The 19,968-nt window shown below is 62.3% G+C and carries 21 protein-coding genes; 4 read left to right on the top strand and 17 right to left on the bottom strand.

Annotated elements, in window-relative coordinates; genetic code table 11:
* Positions 1-214: 214 nt before the first annotated feature.
* The 17 genes from ACOIX3_RS15500 to ACOIX3_RS15420 form a co-directional block, all read right to left on the bottom strand.
* Positions 215-751 carry a tetratricopeptide repeat protein gene (locus ACOIX3_RS15500; RefSeq protein WP_420970680.1) on the bottom strand — a complete coding sequence of 179 codons (537 nt, stop codon included), beginning with the start codon at positions 749-751 and terminating at the stop codon, positions 215-217.
* A gap of 173 nt (positions 752-924) precedes the next feature.
* A complete protein-coding gene (locus tag ACOIX3_RS15495) occupies positions 925-1,317 on the bottom strand; it encodes a hypothetical protein (protein ID WP_420970679.1) in 393 nt (130 codons plus the stop codon).
* A 12-nt stretch (positions 1,318-1,329) separates the two neighbouring features.
* Positions 1,330-3,063, bottom strand: a complete 1,734-nt coding sequence (locus tag ACOIX3_RS15490) for a type II and III secretion system protein family protein (protein ID WP_420970678.1) — start codon at positions 3,061-3,063, stop codon at positions 1,330-1,332.
* A gap of 413 nt (positions 3,064-3,476) precedes the next feature.
* Positions 3,477-3,887: a TadE/TadG family type IV pilus assembly protein gene (locus ACOIX3_RS15485; RefSeq protein ID WP_420970677.1), complete on the bottom strand. Its 411-nt coding sequence runs from the start codon at positions 3,885-3,887 to the stop codon at positions 3,477-3,479.
* Entirely contained in the window at positions 3,887-5,203 is a 1,317-nt protein-coding gene (locus tag ACOIX3_RS15480) for a pilus assembly protein TadG-related protein (RefSeq protein ID WP_420970676.1), read from the bottom strand. Before ACOIX3_RS15480 ends, ACOIX3_RS15485 begins: the two co-directional genes overlap by 1 nt.
* Before the next feature lie 8 nt (positions 5,204-5,211).
* Entirely contained in the window at positions 5,212-5,685 is a 474-nt protein-coding gene (locus ACOIX3_RS15475) for a hypothetical protein (RefSeq protein ID WP_420970674.1), read from the bottom strand.
* A 6-nt stretch (positions 5,686-5,691) separates the two neighbouring features.
* Complete coding sequence (locus ACOIX3_RS15470; protein ID WP_420970673.1) at positions 5,692-6,330, bottom strand: methyltransferase family protein; 639 nt, start codon at positions 6,328-6,330, stop codon at positions 5,692-5,694.
* 18 nt (positions 6,331-6,348) lie between these two features.
* Entirely contained in the window at positions 6,349-7,254 is a 906-nt protein-coding gene (locus ACOIX3_RS15465; protein ID WP_420970671.1) for a type II secretion system F family protein, read from the bottom strand.
* Positions 7,251-8,177, bottom strand: a complete 927-nt coding sequence (locus ACOIX3_RS15460) for a type II secretion system F family protein (RefSeq protein ID WP_420970670.1) — start codon at positions 8,175-8,177, stop codon at positions 7,251-7,253. The genes ACOIX3_RS15465 and ACOIX3_RS15460 overlap by 4 nt, the downstream gene beginning before the upstream one ends.
* A complete protein-coding gene (locus ACOIX3_RS15455; protein ID WP_420970669.1) occupies positions 8,177-9,622 on the bottom strand; it encodes a CpaF family protein in 1,446 nt (481 codons plus the stop codon). The genes ACOIX3_RS15460 and ACOIX3_RS15455 overlap by 1 nt, the downstream gene beginning before the upstream one ends.
* Positions 9,619-10,809, bottom strand: coding sequence for an AAA family ATPase (locus tag ACOIX3_RS15450; RefSeq protein WP_420970667.1), 1,191 nt, complete (start codon positions 10,807-10,809; stop codon positions 9,619-9,621). Before ACOIX3_RS15450 ends, ACOIX3_RS15455 begins: the two co-directional genes overlap by 4 nt.
* 11 nt (positions 10,810-10,820) lie before the next feature.
* Positions 10,821-11,786 carry a Flp pilus assembly protein CpaB gene (gene cpaB / locus ACOIX3_RS15445; RefSeq protein ID WP_420970666.1) on the bottom strand — a complete coding sequence of 322 codons (966 nt, stop codon included), beginning with the start codon at positions 11,784-11,786 and terminating at the stop codon, positions 10,821-10,823.
* Position 11,787: 1 nt separating this feature from the next.
* Positions 11,788-12,294 (bottom strand): A24 family peptidase, encoded by a 507-nt coding sequence (locus ACOIX3_RS15440; protein ID WP_420970665.1) that lies wholly within the window; start codon positions 12,292-12,294, stop codon positions 11,788-11,790.
* Between the two features lie 68 nt (positions 12,295-12,362).
* A complete protein-coding gene (locus tag ACOIX3_RS15435; protein ID WP_176532236.1) occupies positions 12,363-12,578 on the bottom strand; it encodes a hypothetical protein in 216 nt (71 codons plus the stop codon).
* Positions 12,579-12,670: 92 nt separating this feature from the next.
* Positions 12,671-12,886, bottom strand: a complete 216-nt coding sequence (locus ACOIX3_RS15430; RefSeq protein ID WP_342722790.1) for a hypothetical protein — start codon at positions 12,884-12,886, stop codon at positions 12,671-12,673.
* Positions 12,887-13,259: 373 nt separating this feature from the next.
* Positions 13,260-13,856 carry a hypothetical protein gene (locus tag ACOIX3_RS15425; RefSeq protein WP_420970663.1) on the bottom strand — a complete coding sequence of 199 codons (597 nt, stop codon included), beginning with the start codon at positions 13,854-13,856 and terminating at the stop codon, positions 13,260-13,262.
* Positions 13,853-14,533, bottom strand: coding sequence for a hypothetical protein (locus ACOIX3_RS15420; RefSeq protein ID WP_420971992.1), 681 nt, complete (start codon positions 14,531-14,533; stop codon positions 13,853-13,855). Before ACOIX3_RS15420 ends, ACOIX3_RS15425 begins: the two co-directional genes overlap by 4 nt.
* Here ACOIX3_RS15420 and ACOIX3_RS15415 point away from each other — a divergent pair.
* The 4 genes from ACOIX3_RS15415 to ACOIX3_RS15400 all read left to right on the top strand — a co-directional run bounded on the left by ACOIX3_RS15415 (position 14,423) and on the right by ACOIX3_RS15400 (position 19,968).
* Positions 14,423-14,959: an NYN domain-containing protein gene (locus tag ACOIX3_RS15415; protein ID WP_420970662.1), complete on the top strand. Its 537-nt coding sequence runs from the start codon at positions 14,423-14,425 to the stop codon at positions 14,957-14,959. The genes ACOIX3_RS15420 and ACOIX3_RS15415 overlap by 111 nt on opposite strands.
* Positions 14,960-15,071: 112 nt before the next feature.
* Positions 15,072-15,581 carry a hypothetical protein gene (locus ACOIX3_RS15410; RefSeq protein WP_420970661.1) on the top strand — a complete coding sequence of 170 codons (510 nt, stop codon included), beginning with the start codon at positions 15,072-15,074 and terminating at the stop codon, positions 15,579-15,581.
* A gap of 249 nt (positions 15,582-15,830) precedes the next feature.
* Positions 15,831-17,549, top strand: a complete 1,719-nt coding sequence (locus ACOIX3_RS15405) for a TolC family outer membrane protein (protein WP_420970660.1) — start codon at positions 15,831-15,833, stop codon at positions 17,547-17,549.
* Positions 17,550-17,841: 292 nt separating this feature from the next.
* On the top strand, positions 17,842-19,968 hold the full coding sequence (locus tag ACOIX3_RS15400; RefSeq protein WP_420970659.1) for a type I secretion system permease/ATPase: 2,127 nt from the start codon (positions 17,842-17,844) through the stop codon (positions 19,966-19,968).

Below are 19,968 nucleotides of genomic sequence, written 5' to 3'. Positions count from 1 at the left end.
ACCGCAATCTACCATTGCACTTTCTGGCGCGGCAATGGATCGGGTGCCCGTTAGTTAACGGAGAGCCCTGCAGACTTTGAGGACAGTTCCTGCGGCATCCCGAGGTGGGATCGTCAGCAATCGCTCGCATAGGCATCGCCGATGTTGCCGTGATCCGCGCTGCCCGGGTCCGGAAATATCATGAAAATCGGGCGACCGTCGTGCGGCTGTCAGCCTACGGCTGATTGTTCGGCGGCCGTTCGATGAACTGCCGGCTGCCGTTGAGAAGCTCGAGATTGTTGGCGATGACCGGGTTGCCCGGATCGAGCGAATACGCCTTCTCGAACTTGCGCCGCGCGCCGTTCAGATTGCCGCGCAGCATGAGAGAATAGCCCTGATCGTTCAGGATCTGGACGGTCTCGCCGCCAATCCGGATCGCCTGCGCGTAGGCCTGATCGGCGAGATCGAAGCGGCGCAATTTGTCATAGCTCGCGGCAAGCCCGACCCAGGCCGTGACGTCCTTGGGCGCCTTCTCGACCGCATCCTTGAAATAGCGCTGGGAAATACCGTAGTTGCCGCGGTTGTAGTGCTCGAGCCCCATCCGCACCGGCTCGTCGGAGGGATAGTATTTGACGTCGGTCGGCTCCTGCACGGGATCGCCGCCCGGCGGATCCACCGGAGCGACGATCGCGGCTTCGCGCGTCGTGTAGTCACAGCCGGCAAGTCCTGTCGCCAAGCAGCAACAGATCAACGCTGGCGCGAGACGATGCAATGCTCGCCCCGTTCCCCACGTCCAGCGCATCTCTTGCCCCATTCGAAACATCATCTCGAAACTACCTACGAAAAACGGACGGCACGACCGAAACACAAGGTCAGCGCCAGAAACCTACGTCGTATTCCCGTTCAGGGTCCCTGCCCCGGCATCTGGCCAACGGTGCAAGGATCTTACTTGCCCACCCCGACGGCCACCGAGCCACCGGTCCCCGCGCCCAATCCGGTTGCGTTGACATTCTGAATCGTGGTGACGGGCGGCGGCTGGCCCATCGCTGTGGTCGGAGCGCCCATGTCCGGAAGCTGATCGACCGGCCGCGACGTGGTGCCGTAACGCTTCACCGCCTCACCCGTCCGCCGCGCGTCATACGCGATCCTGCGATCGCCGACATAGGCCGGCCACGGGTGGATCGTGTGGGTGACGGCGTTGACCTCCTTGGCATTGCCGGCGCTCATCGTGATGGTGTCGGAACGCTGGACGTAGCGGTCCATCTCGTCATGCCCGTAAACGCCGTAGCAGCCGCCGAGCAGCACGGGGGCGAGCAGAGCCAGATATCGGACAGTCATCTCTCGCCTCCTCTAGTTCAGGGTCTTCACGACCGGCTGGTCGACAACGACCGCCGGTGGTGGAGCGCGCACGACCGCGTTGGGCGCGATGATGTGGCCATAGGGTCCCTTCACCTCGCCGCCGGAATTGACATAGTCGTCGTAGCGCTTGCGAACTTCCATCTGGCCATTGAGGAAGAAATCGACGTCGTTGGCCGGCAGGCGCGAGTCGAGCGGCGATGCCAGCTGCTGGCCGGGCACAGCCGGCGCGACGAGGCGCGGCGTCACGATGATGACCAGGTCGGTTTCCTGCTGCTGGTAGGACTTGCTGCTGAACAAGGCTCCAATCACCGGCACCGAGCCGATCCAGGGCAGTTGCGAGACGTCCTGCTGGTTGCGGGTCTGCAACAGGCCGGCGATGGCAAAGCTCTGACCGTCGCGCAACTCGACCGTGGTGCGCGCGTCGCGGCGGGTCAGTGCCGGAATCGACGTGCCGGCGATTGTCACCGCGTTCCCGAAATCGAGCTCGCTGACTGAGGGCTCGACACGGAGATTGATCACGCCGCGCGAGAGCACGGTGGGTACGAAGGCCAGCTCGACGCCGAACTTCTTGTAGTCGATGCTCACCGTTGGCAGTGCGCCCGGGACCGGCGACGAGGCGACGGGCACCGGGAACTCGCCGCCTGCCAGGAAGCGCGCAGCATCGCCGGACAGCGTGGTCAAATTCGGCTCCGCCAGTCGGCGGGCCAGTCCTTTGGTTTCCAGTGCAGTAATCAGCAGGTCCACCGAACTGCCGTTGCTGGTTCGAAGAATGCTTGTCAACAGGCTTCCGAACGGAGGCGCAGCTACGCCGCCGGCAGAGGTGGCGAGTGTTCCGATCGTTCCAAGCAGCGGGAGACTGCCAGTCGGATAGGCCCCCACATTGTTGCTGCTGGTTGTAGTTGTGGAGGTGCTGTTTCCGAGGGTATTCACAGTCCCGTTCGTGGTTTGGATCGTGTTAGTAGTCACATTCCCATTGCTGTTTATCGAATTCCCGCCGATTGGAACCCGGCCCGCCCTGGTGACACCGCCCAATCCTGTATTCGCGACATTGGTGCCATTAGCATTGGCCGCCATAAGGTTCACGCCGAGGTCGCGTCCCGCCGCGCGGTTGACCTCGAGGAAGCGTACCTCGAGCATCACCTGCTGCGGCGCAGCGACGCTCATCGCGTTGACGACGATGCCGTCCTTTGGAACGCTGCCCTGGGCAATCGTCATCGCACGCTCCGCGGTGACCGCATCGGGAGCCGTTCCGCTCAGCACCACCTGGCCTTCCGACGCGGACACGCGAATGCCGCGCGCACCGGTGCCGGTCTGGACATTCTGCTGCAGATTGCCGATATCGAGCGTGACCTCGACATCGAGAATCCCGATCTGCTTCATCGAGCTGTCGAACAGGATGACGTTGGTGGTGCCGGTCTTCTTGCCCTGGACGTAGATCAGGTGGTCGCTCAGCGACTTCACGTCGGCGATATCGGGCGAACCGGCGACGATCGAGGAAAACGCCGTGTCGACCCTGAACGTCCGCGACTTGTTGATGGTCACCCTGACGCGCTGGACGTCGCTCATCTCGCTGACGAAGACGCCGCTGGACGACGGCGGCGCCCGCCGCTCGGCGGCCGCTACGGGATCGGCGGAATGAATCAGGGCAACAGCGGCGCCAAGCGCCATCGCGCTGAAGGCGACCAGCCTACGTCCCGCACCATCCGAAACGCGACTTCCCATCATGCCATCCCCTTCGCCGCGCCTCCGCGGCGACCCCCGTAAACCTACGGCCTCGGCTTCCCGATCACTCCAGTTCGTCCATCACGCCGTAGAGCTTACAGTCTGTCCGACTACAAATAGTTACTTGCGAATTCTCATTCCCCGGCGTGCCGAACCGAACCAAAAACGCAGCTCAGTCCGAGTTCATCCCCACCCGCCGGGCCGCAAATGGCGGCTTCCGGATCATCCCCCGCCGCGCGCCTTGATTGCAAGGAAAGAGGTCCGCCCGGCTCCTGCAACCCCGGAGAAAACTCCCCGATGTTGCCAGCGCGCACCACTTCCATAGCCCGGTTGGGGTATGTCCGACCTGCCGACGCAGCTCCGCCGGCTGCCGGGCTCCGGACAGTCCAATCAGCCCGCAAACGATTCGGGTCTGCTCAGAAGGGAATCTGGGTCGATGCGCTCGGCGAGTTTAGGGACGTGCCCCATATCGGCATCAGCGGGGCGAAGCCTGTCAGGGACACGGTCACCGTCAGCGCAGAGGTCCCCGCGGTCGTGGTCACCGTAGGCGTGAGACCGGCGCCATACAGGAAGGGCGCAGTTGTCTGCTTCTGTGCGGTCGTCAAATAGTCTCCGGTGCAGGTGGACGGTGAATTGGACGCCAGCACCGCTGGCGTGTAGCAGGTGAGCATGTTTGCGCGAGCAGCAGAATCCGCAAGGATGCGCAACGACTGCATCGTGATCGTGTAGCGCCCGAAATCGAAGATGGCGAAGATCAGGGTGAACAAGGGCACGGCAATGAGACAAAACTCGAAAGCCGCCGCCCCGCGCTGGTCGAGTTTTCTCATCACTGCACCAAGCGCACGGTCTGAACGTTGGGTTCTGCTGCCGATCCGGTACCGCCAACGCATCCGGAGTTGTCCAGCTTCGTATTGCCGGTAAACGACACCGCGTAGGCTATGACCTGGTAGCAGCCGGAACTGGGCGCACCAGAGCTGTTGCCGCCATACGTGACGGGCGTATTCGGGATATAAACCGTGCCATCGAAATAGCTGGCGGAGGTGCCACTGATGTTGACGCCCTTGTTCGAATAGGCCTCATCATCATAGATCAGAAGTTTCCTCATCAGAGCCAGCACCGTTGCTGACAATGGGCCCGCGGGGGAGTTCATCGCCGTCAATGTGATCGTCGGGTTGCCGGTGATGGTGAGCGATCCTCCTCCGAAAAAAATCAGCGTGGCCGTTCCCGTTATGGTTGGACTGCCATTGATCTTGACGTTCCCCGTAAAATAGTACGTGCCACTCAACGTGCCGGATAACGACACGCTGTTGCCCGCATTGTAACAGGAGCCCGTCTCATACGATGTGGGTGTTGAGCTGCACGCCCCTTTCGAAAAAGCCGACAGCTTCAACGCTCCAATCGCGGTCGCCACCGCGCTGAGTGGATCGGGGATCGGCTGCTGATAGGTTAGCACGCCCGTGCACTGGCTTCCTCCCGTCTGGGAACAGCCGCCGACCGTGTAGCTCGGCGCATTCACCGAGATGCCTGAATTGCCGACGAACCCGATCGCGTTTGACGCACTGCTGTTCGACGAAATGCCGCAGGTGGGCGACGTGACGGTCGGGGAGCCCTGGAAGGTAACAGAGCCCGTGATTGCCAGAACGCATGGGGGCTTCGACAAACTATCAAGTTTGGCGACCGCCGTCGCAGCGATATTGACCGTCGACATGCCGAGCAGCTGAGCCAAACGTGCCGGCTGCTGCTGGCTGACAGTGGCCTGAACGTAAGTTCCAGCGGTCCCGTTCCACGACGTCAGGGAAGCGATCTGGACGCTCTGCGTGATACCGCTTACCGGCACGCATTTGGAGCCGGGATAGCTGGTGTCGCCGGAATTGCAGAACGTATTCTGGGCTGCGGCCTGCTTGCCGCGGTAATCGTATGTTTGTGAATTGTTGCAGGTGACGCCAGGTTGCTGCGCGATGTCGCAGACCATCCGCAGGGCCCCCGAATAGGCCGCCGCATCAGCCGCCCCCTGGGCGCGCTGCTGGATGGCGTACCACGACCCGGCCTCGCCGCCGAGTGCCATGATTCCGATCAACGGGATCAACGCGAGAACGGTTGCAAACGCGGCCGAACCTCGACGGCAACGGAGCATGTCACGCATGGAACACCTCATTGAAACCGCTCCGAATAGGTCAGCGTGAACGAACACGGATTGGTATTGGTGCTGGTGCACATGACCGACCTCAACACCATCGGCGCGAACGTGATCGTGGTTGAATACACGTAGTATTTCGGCTGGGAGGGATCCGAGTTCGACGACGAGCAGACAGCATTGCTGTCGCCGCAAATCAGGGTGATGCTGGGGATCGGATATCGGGAATCGGCCTTGGCGAGCGCCGCCGATGCCCAACTGGACGCGTTCGTGACGTCGCCCGGCGGCGAGTACTGGATCAATTGCCCGAACCCGCGCAGCGCCGCGGACGCCTGGATGTATTGAAAGCCGGCCAGCGCCAGGTCGGCAAGCGGCAGCAGAATAACCAGGAACAGGAAAAGGAAGACGAACAGCATCTCGAACGCGACGGCGCCGCGTTGATCCGCGATCAGGGAACGCTTGCCGCTCACGCGCCTGGTCCAGCTCTGCATGGCAACTCACCAGACATAGGGAATCAACCTCCAGCGCGAGGCCTCGTAGCTGGAATATTCAGGAAGAGTACGCCGAAGCACGTCTTCTTCGTAATGAATTCGCCAGACCTGGATGCAGATATGCAGGAACAGCAAGGCGACGGTCATCCAGCTCAGATGCTGCAACACAACGCCGACGAACACGATCTCTTCCGACAGATAGAGCGGGTGCTTGATCCACCTGTACGGTCCGGTCTGCACCACCGAACGCGCCTGCGGCACCAGGCTGAACGACCGTCCGAGATGGCGGACAGTGACGAGGATCATGATCATGCCGGTCAGCACGAAAGCCGTAGACAACAGATTCGGCACTGTGCCTTCGGTCTTCTCGAAAAACGTGATCGTCCACGGCCAGTATGTGCCGACGAACGCGGCAATCCTCGGCAGCAACCCTTCGGCCTGCGCCTTTGCAGGCCCCCGGATCAGGATCAGGAGCGCCAGCATCAGGTAGAACACCGCGACAAAGAAGTTCGACACGAGCGACGGCCACGGCTCCCCCGCCGGTGTCGCGAGCTTGAATGACACGGCAAGCGCCAACAGGAGGAACCAGCCGCTGCCCAGCATTCGGGTGAGCCGATCGTAGGCCAGGTTCGTCGAAAGGCTCATTGCACTTGCACTCATGGCTTACTTACCCAGGTCGGCGAATGTACGAATCAGATGAAGGAACGGGCTTCCGCCCAGAATGACGAACATCGCCGGAAGCAAAAACAACACCATCGGAACGGTGAGCTTGGCGCCCAATTTGTGCGCGCGCTCCTCGAGCTTGGTGATGCGTTCCCGGCGCAAGTCGACTGCGATGCTGCGCAGGGCCTGGCTCAGCGGCGTGCCATATTGCAGGCTTTGACTGACCATGGTGCCGAAGCGACGGAGCCCCTCCGACGTGGAAGCGAGTTTCTCGAACGCTTCGGCACGGTTCGGCAAGATCCGCAGATCGTCGAGGAGACCGCGCAGCACGTGGCTGATGGCGGGATTGGACTCCCGCATCTCGTCCGCCACACGCTCAATCGCGCTCTCCAGGCCCATGCCGGCTTCGCTGCAAACGACAAGTAGATCGATGGTGTCGGGCGTGCCGAGCCGGATCGCCGCATCGAAGCGTCGCTTCACGACCAGCAAGATCAGACGCGGAACCATGATTCCAAACGCCACGCCAATCAGCGTGAAGATCAACACGTCGCTGAGCGGTCGTCCAAGAATCTGCGCAATGGCGAAAGCTGCGATCGGCAACACGAATGTGCTGACCGTCTTGAAGCCGATCCAGATCGGCAGGGTTCGATAGTGATTGAACCCAGCCGACGAAAGAACCATCTTCAGTTGGTCGAGATTTTCCTGGGCGTAGAAACGCCTGTAGCGCGTGCCGACCGATGAAAGCCAACCGATCAGGTCCCCCGAGTTCGATCGATCGGAGATGCCCAGCACGGCATTCGAGACACGCGTGTTTAGGGCGCGGAGATGCATCTCGCGAATGATCAGCAGGAAGGTCCCAGCCGCGAGTGCAACGGCAAGAGTGGCAAAACCGAGAACAGCCGTCATAGGGTGGTTTCCCTTCTGACCATCCAACGGATCACGAAATGCCCGATCAGGACCGAGCAAGCCGCATAAGCGAGAAGCACGTTGCCTTGCGGATCGAACAACAGCAGATCGATCGACCGCGGATTGATCATGTAAAGCAGCCCGCCGATAACGACCGGCGCGCCGGTGAGCGCACGCGATGAAAAGATGACCTCTCCCGCCAAGGCCTTCGCACGGGCCGCCAGCGCAACGCGCTGGCTCACGGTCTCGCCCAGCGTTTGCAGCGTTTCCGCCAGGCTGCCGCCGGTCTTCAATTGCACCGCAAGGGTCACCGCAAACATCGCATACTCGGGCACCTGCGTTCGCTGATAGACGGCTTCCACTGCCTCCTCGGGCGACCGGCCCGTATTCAGTTCGCTGCAGACGATGGCAAACTGCCCGGATGTCGGTTGCGGCATCTCGCGGGCGATGGTGCGAAATGCTTCGTGGACGGGCAATCCGGACCGGACAGTGCTCGTCACCAGCTGGACCGCGTCTGGAAGTTGCTGGAACAGTTGATTCGCAAAGCGGTGTCGCTGCCATCCGAACAGCCCGCGCACGACCAGGATGGCGACGCCCGCGGCGGCAATGCCCACATAGAGGCCCGGAAACTTCAGGAACCCGTTGACATAGATGATTGCCGCCCCTGCCATTCCTCCTGCAAGCAGCACGTAAATCGGACGCATCATGTACACCGCGTCGGCACGGTAGTTGGCGATGCGATGGAACATATGCCAACGCGACGTCTTCGCCGCACGACGGATGGAAACCAGGGTCGCCGCTTCAGCCGTCGGCAACGCAATCTCGAGCTGGCGATCCATTCGCCTCTGTCGTGAGTCGAGCCAAAGGGTGTTTGCCCCAGCACACAGCAGAAGCAGCAGGACGATCATCAAGGGCGTCGACATCAGATCTGCCTCATCGCATCTGCCCAGGCCCGATCGAGCCCGTAATAGACGAGGCGGCTCTTGAACTTCGGAACCGCGTTGGTGGAGCGGTAGGTGCCCGATATCCGTCCGTGAACGTCCTCGTCCTTGTACTCGAACAGCGCGATGTCGTTGGTGGTGATCACTTCGCCTTCCAGGCCGATCACCTCGCTGATCTGTATGATGCGGCGCTGGCCGTCCCGCATGCGCTCGACCTGCACGATAAGATCCAGCGCGGCCACGATCTGCGATCGGATTGCGCGCGACGGCAGATTGACCTGCCCCATCTGCACCATGTTCTCCACGCGGGTCAGAGCATCGCGCGTGCTGTTGGCATGCACGGTGGAGATCGATCCATCATGGCCGGTGTTCATCGCCTGCAGCATGTCGAATGCCTCGGCGCCGCGCACCTCGCCCACGACGATGCGGTCCGGCCGCATACGCAGCGCGTTCCACAGGAGATCGCGTTGCGTCACCTGTCCGGTGCCTTCCAGGCTCGGGGGCCGGGTCTCAAGGCTGATCACATGCGGCTGCTGAAGCTGCAGCTCCGCCGCGTCCTCGATCGTGACGATGCGCTCGCTGTTGTCGATGAACTGGCTCAAGGCATTCAGCAGCGTCGTCTTGCCGGAACCGGTGCCGCCGGAGACCAGGACATTGAGCCGGCAGCGGGAGGCGATCTCCAGCAACTGCCCCAGCGCGGGCGTCATCGAGCCGTTTGCGATCATCCCGGCGATGTTCAGACGCCGGTTCGGAAATTTTCGGATCGAGATGCATGGGCTGTGGATCGCCAGCGGCGGCAGGATGATGTTGACGCGGCTGCCGTCATGGAGACGGCAGTCCACCATTGGGCTGGACTCGTCGACACGCCGACCGACCTGTGAAGCAATCTTCTGTGCGACGGAAGCGATGTGATCATTGTCGCGAAACCGGACCGCGACCCGCTCGAGCTTGCCGGCCCGCTCGACATAGACGTTGTTCGGCCCATTGATCATGATGTCGTTGATCGTCTCGTCGAGCAGCAGCGGACGCAGCGGCCCGTAGCCGGTCATGTCGTCGGCGATTTCCTCCGCCAGGAACAGCTGCTCGCGGCCCGACAGCTCCAGCCGCTCCTGGTTGGCGATGCCGTGGATGATTTCCTCGATCTGCCGCCGCAGGACGTCGCGGGAGACCGTGGTGGCCACCGCCGGCTCGATCTGCTCGATGACCCGTTCACGGAGTGACGCCGACATCACCGGATGATGCGCGGCGGGCTCGTCATACCTGGGCGCCGCTACGAACAGGCTGGACGCCGGTGGCGCCACGCTTGATTCCTCCGGCGGTAAGGCCGGCGGAGCCGGTTGCACGCTTGGTACCGCCGACGGCGTGACCAGCACCGCGCCGGGCATCCGCACCGGCATTTCGTCTGCGCGCCTGCCGAACTTTTTCATAGCCCGAGCCACCTCTTCCACGCGGCCTTTTGCTTGGGGCCGACGCCGGTGATCTCCCGCACGATCGGGGCGAGGTGACGCCGCAGCCCGGATACGTGCTTCAGGGCCGGAACGCCGAGGTTGACCGCCTGGGTCATTCCCTTGCCGAGATCGGGGATCACCATGTCCGGCTCCGCGCCCAGGGCCTTGACGATCGTCGCCCTGGGCAGGCCGCCGGCGCGGTCGGCACGATTGAGCAAGGTAAAGACGCGGTCCTTGCCCGCGATGTTGGTGACGGCGTTACGGAGCGCGTGGGCGTTCCGCAGACCCGTCACTTCGGCCTCCAGCAGCACCAGCACATGACGGGACATCTGAATGACCGGATAGATCGATGCCGGGAACGGCACCGGCACGTCGACAACGACGTAGTTGAACCGTTGCCTGAGCAGACCCAGCACGTGGCGGACGCCGGCTTCTGTAATGTCGAGCTTGGCATCGAGATCCTCATCGCCCGAAATCAGGACAACGCGATCGTTCACCTCGATCGCCGCCCGCTCGAGGAACAGCGTGTCGGCTCGCATCGGATTCTCGAGGGCAATTCGCAGTCCCGGACCGGGGCGAACGCCCAACATCACCGCGGTCTCGCCGCCCTGCAGATGCAGGTCGAGCAGCGCCACCTTCGCCTTGGTGGTTTCGGCCAGTTGCAGTGCGAGGTTGATCGCGATGCTGGTGGCTCCGGCGCCGCCCTGCGCGCCGCAAATCGAGACCACATGCCCGCCGCGGTCAGTCTGGGCCGGCGCGGCGTCGCCGATCAGTTTCGGACGCAGCTGGTCGAGCACGATGTCGCGGGTGATCGGGGTCGGAAGATACTCGGTAAGGCCGATCTCCATCAGCTCGCGGTAAAAGGTGATCTCCCGGTTGTCGCCGATCAGGGCCACCTTCACATCGGGCGGACAGACACTGGCGAGGCGTTCCAGCTCAGTGAAGGGGTCATCCAGCCCGCTGATGTCGGTCACCAGCGCATACAGATCGGTGTCGGTCTCGAGCATCCGTGTCGCATGGCGGATGGTGCCACGCCTAATCACAAGATTGCTGCCGTCGAGACCCTTGCGAAGAGCCGCAGCGCTCAACTCGTCGTTCACGAAGCAGACGATACGGTTGCGCGCAACAAGGGACGTCGTCTCTTCCGGTGGTTCGACCATTGCCATGTTTACACTCATCAACGTTTCTCCAGCCCCTTGCCGACGTCAGCCGCCGCCGCTGTCGTCGGGATGTCGGCTCCGGACCCGCCGTCGCAGCCCGCACTCGCGTCGTCGTCCAAATCCTGTTTCCTGACCGAGTATTGCTTGACCTCGCTACCGGTATAGATCGCGACCGTCGTGCTCTGGCCGGCAACTGCGCTTTGGCGCGCCAGCTCCGGCGACACATCGCAGCTCGACGTTGCACCTGTGTCGTTCTTGTCCCACTGCTCGGCCGCAGCGCGGATGACGAGCGACAGCGTTCCGAGCTGCTTTGCGACGGAAATTTTCTTGACCTGATCCGGCTTGAGCTCCAGCGAGACGGTTTGCGCCGTCTTGCCCGGGACAGCATTGGTGATTGGACGCCCGCCTTGCGCAATCTCCTGGTCGATCGCGATCACGCGCACGTTGGATAGAACGGTCTCGCTGACGGCTCGCTTCACCGGAGCCGCCTTCTCGAACACCTGGGTCAGCACCACGTCGACATTGTCACCCGGCCTGATCAGACCGGACACACCGGTCTCCTCGTCGACCTTGATGCTGATGGCGCGGCTGTCGGGCGCCAGGACGCTGGCAAGGAAGCCGCGATCCTTCGGACGCAGGATGTCGTCCAGGGTAATGACGCTGCCGGCGTCGACGAACTTGCGAACCAGCGAACCGGGAAGGCCGGCCTTGGAGTCAGGCGTTTCGAGGATCGCCCCCGCGGGGACACGATTCGGTGCCGTCTGGCGCACGGCGAAATCCTCGTCCCGCGCCAACGTCCCTTTCGACAACGAACGTGTCGTCACAAAGTAGCCGACCGTCGCAGCCGCAGGCACAGGCTTTTCTTCGACCGCCTGCGCAACGACAGAGTCTTTCGGCTGGTTCAGGCTATAGGCGATGAGCCCGAGCGCCGTAGCCGCAAGGAGCAGCACCATGATGATCGAGACGCGGAGAGCGGACGACATGTCAAATTCCTTTGCTCAAAATGGCCCAGATACCGCCGCATGCGATGGCGACCCCGTAGGGCAGCGGTGCATGTCGCAAATGACGCCAGCGCTCGACCGCGTAGACCCGGCGCACCAACGACGATCCGGCGGGCGCCAGCTTCGGTTGTGGCAGACGACGCATCATCAGATGCACCGCGGCCAGAACGCCGCCGGCCAGTGCAGTTGCCGTCAACAGTTCAATCACGCCGGTCAGCGGCAGACCGATCGCCAGGGCAACCAGCAACTTGACGTCGCCACCGCCGATCGCTCCCCGCAGATAGATCACGAAAAGCGCCAGGAACAGGATTGCGGCAACGATCAGCGACTGGCCGATCTGCATCGGACTGGCCAATTGGCCGACGATCCCAAGGAGCGCCAGCGCCAGACAAATTTCGTTTCGGATCAACCGTGTCGCGATATCGATCGTTGCGACATAGAACAACAATGCGATTTCCAGACACGAGGTCGTGGACGCAATCCAATTCATGAAATAAACGCCTCAGAAAAGGCGGGGGGCACAAAATAATGCCCCCCTCCGGAGCCCGAACTCTGGGCTTAAGCGCTAACCGCGTTGGAAACCGCGGTGCCGATCGAAGTGATCGAGGCGAGCAGAACACTGCCGATGCCGCTGGCGGTACCCGTACCGAACGCCGCGGAAACGGCGGCGACGATACAGGCGGCGACGATCACGTACTCGAACGACACAACGCCGTCCTTGTCCGTGCGCAGGTGCCTCAACCCTTCGGTGATCTTGATGTACGACTGCAACATAGGAGAAAGCCTCCTTAAGGCTTGCACACATCGCAATCCGGTTGACCGCTGTTGACAGACGGAATCTGCCAACAGCATTCAAACATCCGGAGTTAAGCGGAGACTGCGGTCGCGACCTTGCCGGCGATCGTGGTGATCGAGGCGCTCAGAACCGAGCCGATGCCGCTGGCGGTACCGGTGCCGAACGCGGCAGAGACGGCCGCGACGATGCAAGCGGCGACGATCACGTATTCGAACGACACAACGCCGGCCGCATCCGTGCGCAGACGCTTGAAGGCTTCGGTGGTCTGGATGTACAGCTTCAACATAGGAAAATATCCCTTTTATGAGTAAATTTACGCAATATGTTGGCGGGGGGCAAAATCCAGTGCCAACTAGGATTTTCTTATAATGCGTTGCGAGAAATCTGTCGATTGGTAATCGTTTATTAACCCTACTGGCGTAGCTGCTGAGGCCTCTCCGCGGGAGCGACGCTTCGATGACAATGCACGAAACACCTTAAATTATAGGGTTTTCTGCATTTCTCGACATTTCATTCTAGCCGCTCCGTGCGAATACGGTGACCGCATCCAAAGGGGGCACCGGACAAGTTGTCGCGCGAACGACGCCTGGAGTGACGGCGTCACAATCCGGTTCCACGAGGCACCCGCCGACTGTCGTTCGCAGCCTTGCGCTCTCGTCTCAGTAACAGGTCCCGGAATCCCCTCCGAGCCGGCCGCAGCTCTCCGGGTTGGATTGGCGCCATTGCGTGACCGCCGCCGGCGTCTTGCTCGCGTCGGCCGGCGTGGCCGGCAGCCTGCTGCGCTCTTCGTCGAGGAGCTGCGAATGCAACTTCTGGATCTGGACGTTTCGCTCGAGCAGCGACATGGCTCGCGCTTGAACCTGCTCTGCCAACGCTTTGCGCAGGGCATTCTCCCGATCGAGCAGCTCAGGAAACGGCAACAGCGGCCGGACGAGCTCGGTTGCCTTGATCACGCACGACGCCCGCGCCACCGCTTGCGCGATCTGATCAGGAAAGGCGTTCCGGCATTCCGCGAGTGCGCCGCTCAGGTTGACGGTTACCGCCGCCGGTGCCGTTTCCGGTGCCGTGGTCGTCTCCGTCGCCGGCTCTGTTGCGGTCTCCGTTGCCGGTCCCGCCTCCTTTTCGATGGCCTGGCGAGCGGCCCCGCAACAGGACAGCAGAATGCAGAGCGAGAGGGCAACCAGGCATCTCGCGCGCCTTGGCCAATCGTCCCTGGCCCGCCCCTCGATCGAGCGCCCGATTGTTGTGTCGGTCACGGCAAGCCCCCATCGCGCGCCCTACCTGCCCTCTGCTGATACGAACATCGCATCAAGCAGCGGGTCGATCGCGACGGTTCGTTATCGATGAGGGCACGCGACTTGTTGCGATGGCGCAATCGACGCACCGCCGCGCATCCGCACCCGCCAGCAATAACAAACTGCCTGCGCAATGCGGGGACGCAAAGCCGTCCTCTCCCCTCCGGCGAAACTGGTATCGGTGAAAACCTGTATCTGCAAAAAAGTGGTATCTCGAAATATCGCATCGGCACGAAATGGCGCCGGTACACCCGATTGATTTTAGATATAGTTTTGTTGGTGACGCAATAGTCGCCGCCTCTCACGCAGCGGCGCGGCAACTCGTCGACACCGCAGGCCGCGCTGCACCATTGTCTTATCAATAGGCGCACCATCACCATGGCACCCGCCGGTGTCGAAAATTCTGCTTCATCCCCGCCGAGTCCTTGCTCTAGGATCAGACATTTCAATTTGAGCGTCCAGCATGCGCTCGAGATATTTGCAGAACCAAAGCGTACAGCGACTGATCCGGCGTCATGGGGCTTCAGATGACCGATCGCATTGCACTTTTCATCGATGGTGCGAATCTGCACACGACGGTCAAGAGCCTCGGCTTTGAAGTCGACTTCCGGCGATTGCTCACAGAGTTCGGCAAGCATGGGCAAATCGTCCGCGCCTATTTCTACACGGTCGTGAGGGACGACGACGAGTTCAGCAGCCTTCGGCCGCTGGTGGATTGGCTCGATTACAACGGATATGCGGTGAGGCGAAAGTCAGCCAAGCAACACGACGACGGCGACGGACGGCGGCGAATGAAGCGCAGCATCGGCATCGAGCTCGCGGTCGATGCAATGGAAATAGCGCACCGCATCGACCACGCGTTCGTGTTCTCTGGCGATGGCGACTTGCGAGCCGTTGTCGAAGCGGTCAGGCGGATGGGCGTGCGCGTCACCGTCGTTTCCAGCATTCGAACGAAGCCTCCGATGGTCGCCGACGAGCTTCGCAGGCACGCCGACGCCTTCGTTGAACTCGAGAGCCTCAGGCCATCGATCGAGCGTCCAGCGCATCCGATAGCGCCGGAGTGACGTTGCGGGCGCTTTCCGACATCGCGGCCGGAGATCGGCCGGAACGCGAGCGCGGCCGGGCCGAGCGCATCCGTACATCACCGAGTTGCGCAGGCCGCGCCGGGACAGCAGTATGATTCCAACCAACGCAACTGCAGAGGGAAAGCCAATGTGGAGGTCGGTCGGCTGCGTCTTGTTGTTGCTGGCGACGACAAGCGCGGCGATAGCTGGACCCTCGAGGTTCACCTGTGACACACCACGAGGCAAACGGGTTGAGGTTGGCCCCTCCGGCAAAGGCAGTGACGTTCAGTGGATCGATGACGATCTGGACACGGTCCGGCCATCCGTCGTGATCGATGGCGAAACCTTCTCGGTCACTTGGGGCACGTCCGTCCCGACGGAAGGCAAGGCAGCCAAGCTCACTACCTTTGTCTTTGCGGCCGCGCACCGTACGGCTGCGTCGATTTTTGCGACCCGCATCGACGAGTCCACGGCCGAGATCTTCCGGTTCTATTTTGCCAGCAAGTCGCTCTACAAGCTGACGAGCCACCTGGGAGGCCCCGCGCCCGACGCCAAGGCCCCGCCCTTCGTTGCAACCTATCTGGCGACCTGCCATGAGCAGGAGGGCGCTGCCGGCCGTTAAGACGGACTTAACTGACCTTTTCTGTTCCGGTCGCCGGTGTTGCTGACCGGTATCATCCCGGATGGTCACTGAGCGGCAGCCAAATATTTGAATTTTAATAAAAATCCAAATATTTCCGACGCCGACACCCCTTCCCGCCGCCCCCACTTAGACCGGCTGTGTGGCTGAAATGTCATAGGTTACGGAACCGTCCGCTGTTAGCTTTCGGTAGATTCTACGTAATAATTTTTGTGTGTAGGGGCGGGGATTATGAAATCGGCATACACGGTCATCGCGTGCCTCTGCCTGGCGGCAACGCCAGCATGTGCCGAGGTTTTTTCTATTAACGATGCCTTGCGCCAGGCAATGCAGACCAACCCGGGCGTTGGCGAAGCTTCCGCGAACCGGCGGGCGACGGAAAGCGAGCTGAGGCAGACTCAGAGCACGCTGCTGCCGCAAGTCCGCGTCGACGCCAGCTACGGACCGGAAAAGTTCGATCAGCCGCCAGGCTTCATCACCCCATCCATTCAGTCGGCACCGACCGTGGGTGCAGGACCGTGGCGCAATGGCAGCCAGGAATCGGTGGTCGTTCGCCAGCTGCTCTGGGACGGCTTCTCGTCGATCTACGATGTCTGGCGCCAGACCGCGCGCGTGAATGCGGCAGCCTCCCGCGTCAAGGAAAGGACCGAGCTGTTGGCCCTCGACGCCGCCGAAGGCTACATCGACGTCGTGCGCTACATGCGGCTGGTGAGCCTTGCCCAGCAAAACGTCGCCAATCACGAGAAGATCTTTTCAAACGTGAACTCCCGCTTCTCGGGCGGCCGGGCCGGCGAAGGCGACCTGGAGCAGGCGCGGGAGCGCGTCGAGAGCGCACGTGCGGCACTCGCCGAATTCCAGCGCAGCCTCGATGACGCCAGGGCGAAGTACCGCAAGGTCGTCGGCCTTGAGCCGATCAATGTTCGCTTCCCCAGCCCTCTCGCAGGTCTGCCGCACAGCCGCGATGAGGCGCTGGCGACCACCCTTCGCTTCAATTCGACGATCGCGGCTGCGCAGTCGGACGCCGACGCCGCCAAGCATGCGTTCAAGGCCACGGACGGATCGTTCGGCCCGAAGTTCTATCTCGAGGGACGGGCAACCCACTACGACAACTCGTTCCCCTACGTGGCGGCCACCGGAACTCCCGCCATTACGCATGAGGACTACAGTGGCAAGGTGGTGATGTCGTGGGACATCTTCCGCGGCGGCCAGGATGCCTGGAATCGGTCGGAGAAGGCCGAGCGCTTTACCGAAGCCACCATGCGCCACGCGCGCCTGCAGCGCGACGCCTATGAATCGATCGATAAGGCATGGAATGCCCGTACGATTACGGCCACACGTATTGCCGCTCTGGCGCGTCAGCTAGAAGCGGACCGGAAGACCATCGCGGCCTTCCAGAAGGAATACGAACTCGGCCAGCGCTCCCTGATCGATCTGCTGAACGCGCAGAATCAATTCTTCAACGCATCGGTCTCGCTCACCTCCGCCCGCGGCGTCGTCGTGTTCGCCGACTATCAGCTGCTGGCCGCGATGGGGACCTTGATCGAGTATCTGAAGGCTCCGCCGCCGGTCGACGCAGCGCCCACCGACATGCTTTCGATTGGCCTGCCGCGCTACTCGTTCCCCACCCTCCGCGTGAACCTGCCGCAAACCGGCCCCGAACCGCTGCATGTCGCCGTCCCGGCTCCCGCCGCCTCGGTCCGCCCCGCCAAGGGCTACAAGGAGGGCTATGCGGCCGCTCAGGCGAAGGATGTCGGCTTTGCCGATCGCTTCACCGGCTCGACCACGACCGCCGCCGTGCCCGGCTCCGCGGAATGGATGCAGCAGCAAAAGAGCGCTGCGGACGGCCCGAATGTCATCTACGCGGATCCGTCGGTCACGGCGAATGCGAGTTCCTATGCGTCGACAAAGCCCCACTGGCTCCTGTCGGCCTTCCCGAGTTCCGCTCAATAGCAGCGGCCAACCAACATCAGGACTTCAGAAAGGGCCCCAAACGGGGCCCTTTCGATTCCGTATTAATACTTAAAGCAAGTTTCGCTGATTTTGTTCGCCATTTGTTGTAGCCTGCACCAAATCATCGAACGCGATTTCTGCATTTCCATTTTGGTTGTCGAGGTTTCAGTTGTTATTTCGGACCCCCAGCGCGGCGGCTGACGCCGTCCGCCCCCCGTCGGATGACTCAACTTCAAAGCCTGCCGCGGCAAGTCGGCCGAGCGCACTCGGCGACGATCCCCTCACCGCATCGTTGACGTATCTCGCCGCCCATCATGGCCGCGCCGTCAGCCGCGCAGCGCTGCTCGGCGGACTTCCGATCACGGACGGACGCCTGTCCGTTTCGCTCTATGACCGTGCAGCCAGACGCGCGGGTCTGGAAACCGAGGCCGTCAAGCGCGACATTTCGGACATTCCCGCGATGGTCTTGCCGGCCGTCCTCATCATGAAGAACGGCTCCGCGCTCATCCTCCTCGGCGTGGACGCAGCGAACAAGACCATCAAGTTTGTTGATCCGGCCACGCCGAACGCCCCGCGCGTCGGAGAAGTTGCTTCGATCGCTGCGGACTATACCGGCTACGCATTCCTGGTGCGAAGCGCCGCGCAGGCCGATGCGCGCGTCGTCGCCGCAGGAGACATTCCCAAGAACCACTGGTTCTGGTCGGTGGTGAAGACGCACTGGCGCAGTTACGGACACATCGCGATCGCCGCCTTTCTGACCAACATCCTCGCGCTGGCGACGCCGCTGTTCACGATGAGCGTCTATGACCGCGTCATCCCCAACGGAGCGATTCCCTCCCTGATCGCGCTCTCGATCGGCATGGGGCTCGGCATCGTCTTCGATTTCATCTTCCGCATGGTCCGCAGCCGCATGATCGACGTGACCGGCAAGACCATCGACGTCGTGCTCGCCGCCAACATCTTCGAGCATGTGATGGCCGTGAAGTTGGCGCAACGGCCGACCTCCGTCGGGATCATCGCCAATCAGCTCCGGGACTTCGACTCGGTGCGCGAATTCTTCACGTCCGGAAGCGTGGTTTCGGCGACGGACCTGCTGTTTGCCATCCTGTTTGTCGGCGTGCTGTTCATGATCGCCGGACCGCTGGCCTGGATCCCGCTAATCATGCTGCCGCTCGTCATGCTGATCGGCTTCCTGCTGCAGCGCCCGCTCGATCGCGCCATGAAGCGCTTGCAGGCCGAATCCGCGGCCCGGCACGGCGTGCTGGTCGAATCCCTGTCCAGTCTGGAAACCGTCCGCGCGACCGGCGCCGAGGCCCGCATGCAGACCTTGTGGGAACGCTCGGTCGCGGCGACCGCCCGCTCGGGCGAGGACGTTCACTTCTGGTCGTCGATGTCGCTGACGAGCGCGAGCACGGCCCAGCAGATCACGAGCCTGCTCCTTGTCATCGTCGGCATTTTCCTGATCCTCGACGGCAAGCTGAGCGTCGGCGCGCTGGTCGCCGCAAACATGCTCGCCGGCCGCATTCTGGCGCCGATCGCCGGCATCGCCTCCGTGATCACCAAGGGAACGCAGACGCTAACGTCCCTCAAGGCAATCGACCGCATCATGTCGTTCGAGCGCGAGCGATCGCCGACCCGATCCTATGTCGCAAGGCGGATCGACGACGGCAAGGTCGCCTTCGAGAACGTCTCGTTCGCCTACCCCAACGCGCCGGGCAACGCCCTCGAAAAGGTCAGCTTCAAGATCGAGGGCGGAGAAAGGGTCGGCATCATCGGCCGGGTAGGATCCGGCAAGACCACGGTCGGGCGGTTGCTGCTCGGGTTCTACGAGCCGAAGGAAGGCCGCATCCTGGTCGACGGCGTCGACTCGCGCCAATACGATCCTTCGGACCTGCGCGCCGGCATCGGCTTTGCGATGCAGGACACCGACCTGTTCTACGGCAAGCTGCGCGACAACATCGCCCTCGGCAAGCCGGAGGCGACCGACGAGGAAATCCTGCTCGCCGCGCGGCTCTCCGGCGTCGAGAGCTTCATCGCCGGCCACCCGATGGGATATGACATGCCCATCTCGGAAGGCGGCCGCAGCCTGTCGGGCGGCCAGAAGCAGGCGATCGGGCTCGCCCGCGTCCTGATCCGCAAGCCGCGCGTGCTCTTCCTCGATGAGCCGACCGCGCACTTCGATATTCGCAGCGAGCAGGAGTTCCTCGAGCGGCTCAAGGGATTCCGCGACGAGCGGATGACCATCATCATTTCGACCCATCGTCTGTCACTGCTGAACATGGTCGATCGCCTGCTGCTGTTCGACAACGGCCGCCTGGTTGCCGACGGCCCGCGCGACAAGGTGCTTGCCCTTCTGCAAGGAAAGCCCGCGTCCACGGCTCCGGCGCCCGAGAACACGATCCAGCCGAAATCTGCATAA

The organism is Bradyrhizobium sp. B120 (genome assembly GCF_049075665.1).
Taxonomy (GTDB): Bacteria; Pseudomonadota; Alphaproteobacteria; order Rhizobiales; family Xanthobacteraceae; genus Bradyrhizobium.
Note: the sequence above shows the minus strand (reverse complement) of the source record. Positions and strands in the feature narration are given on the sequence as shown.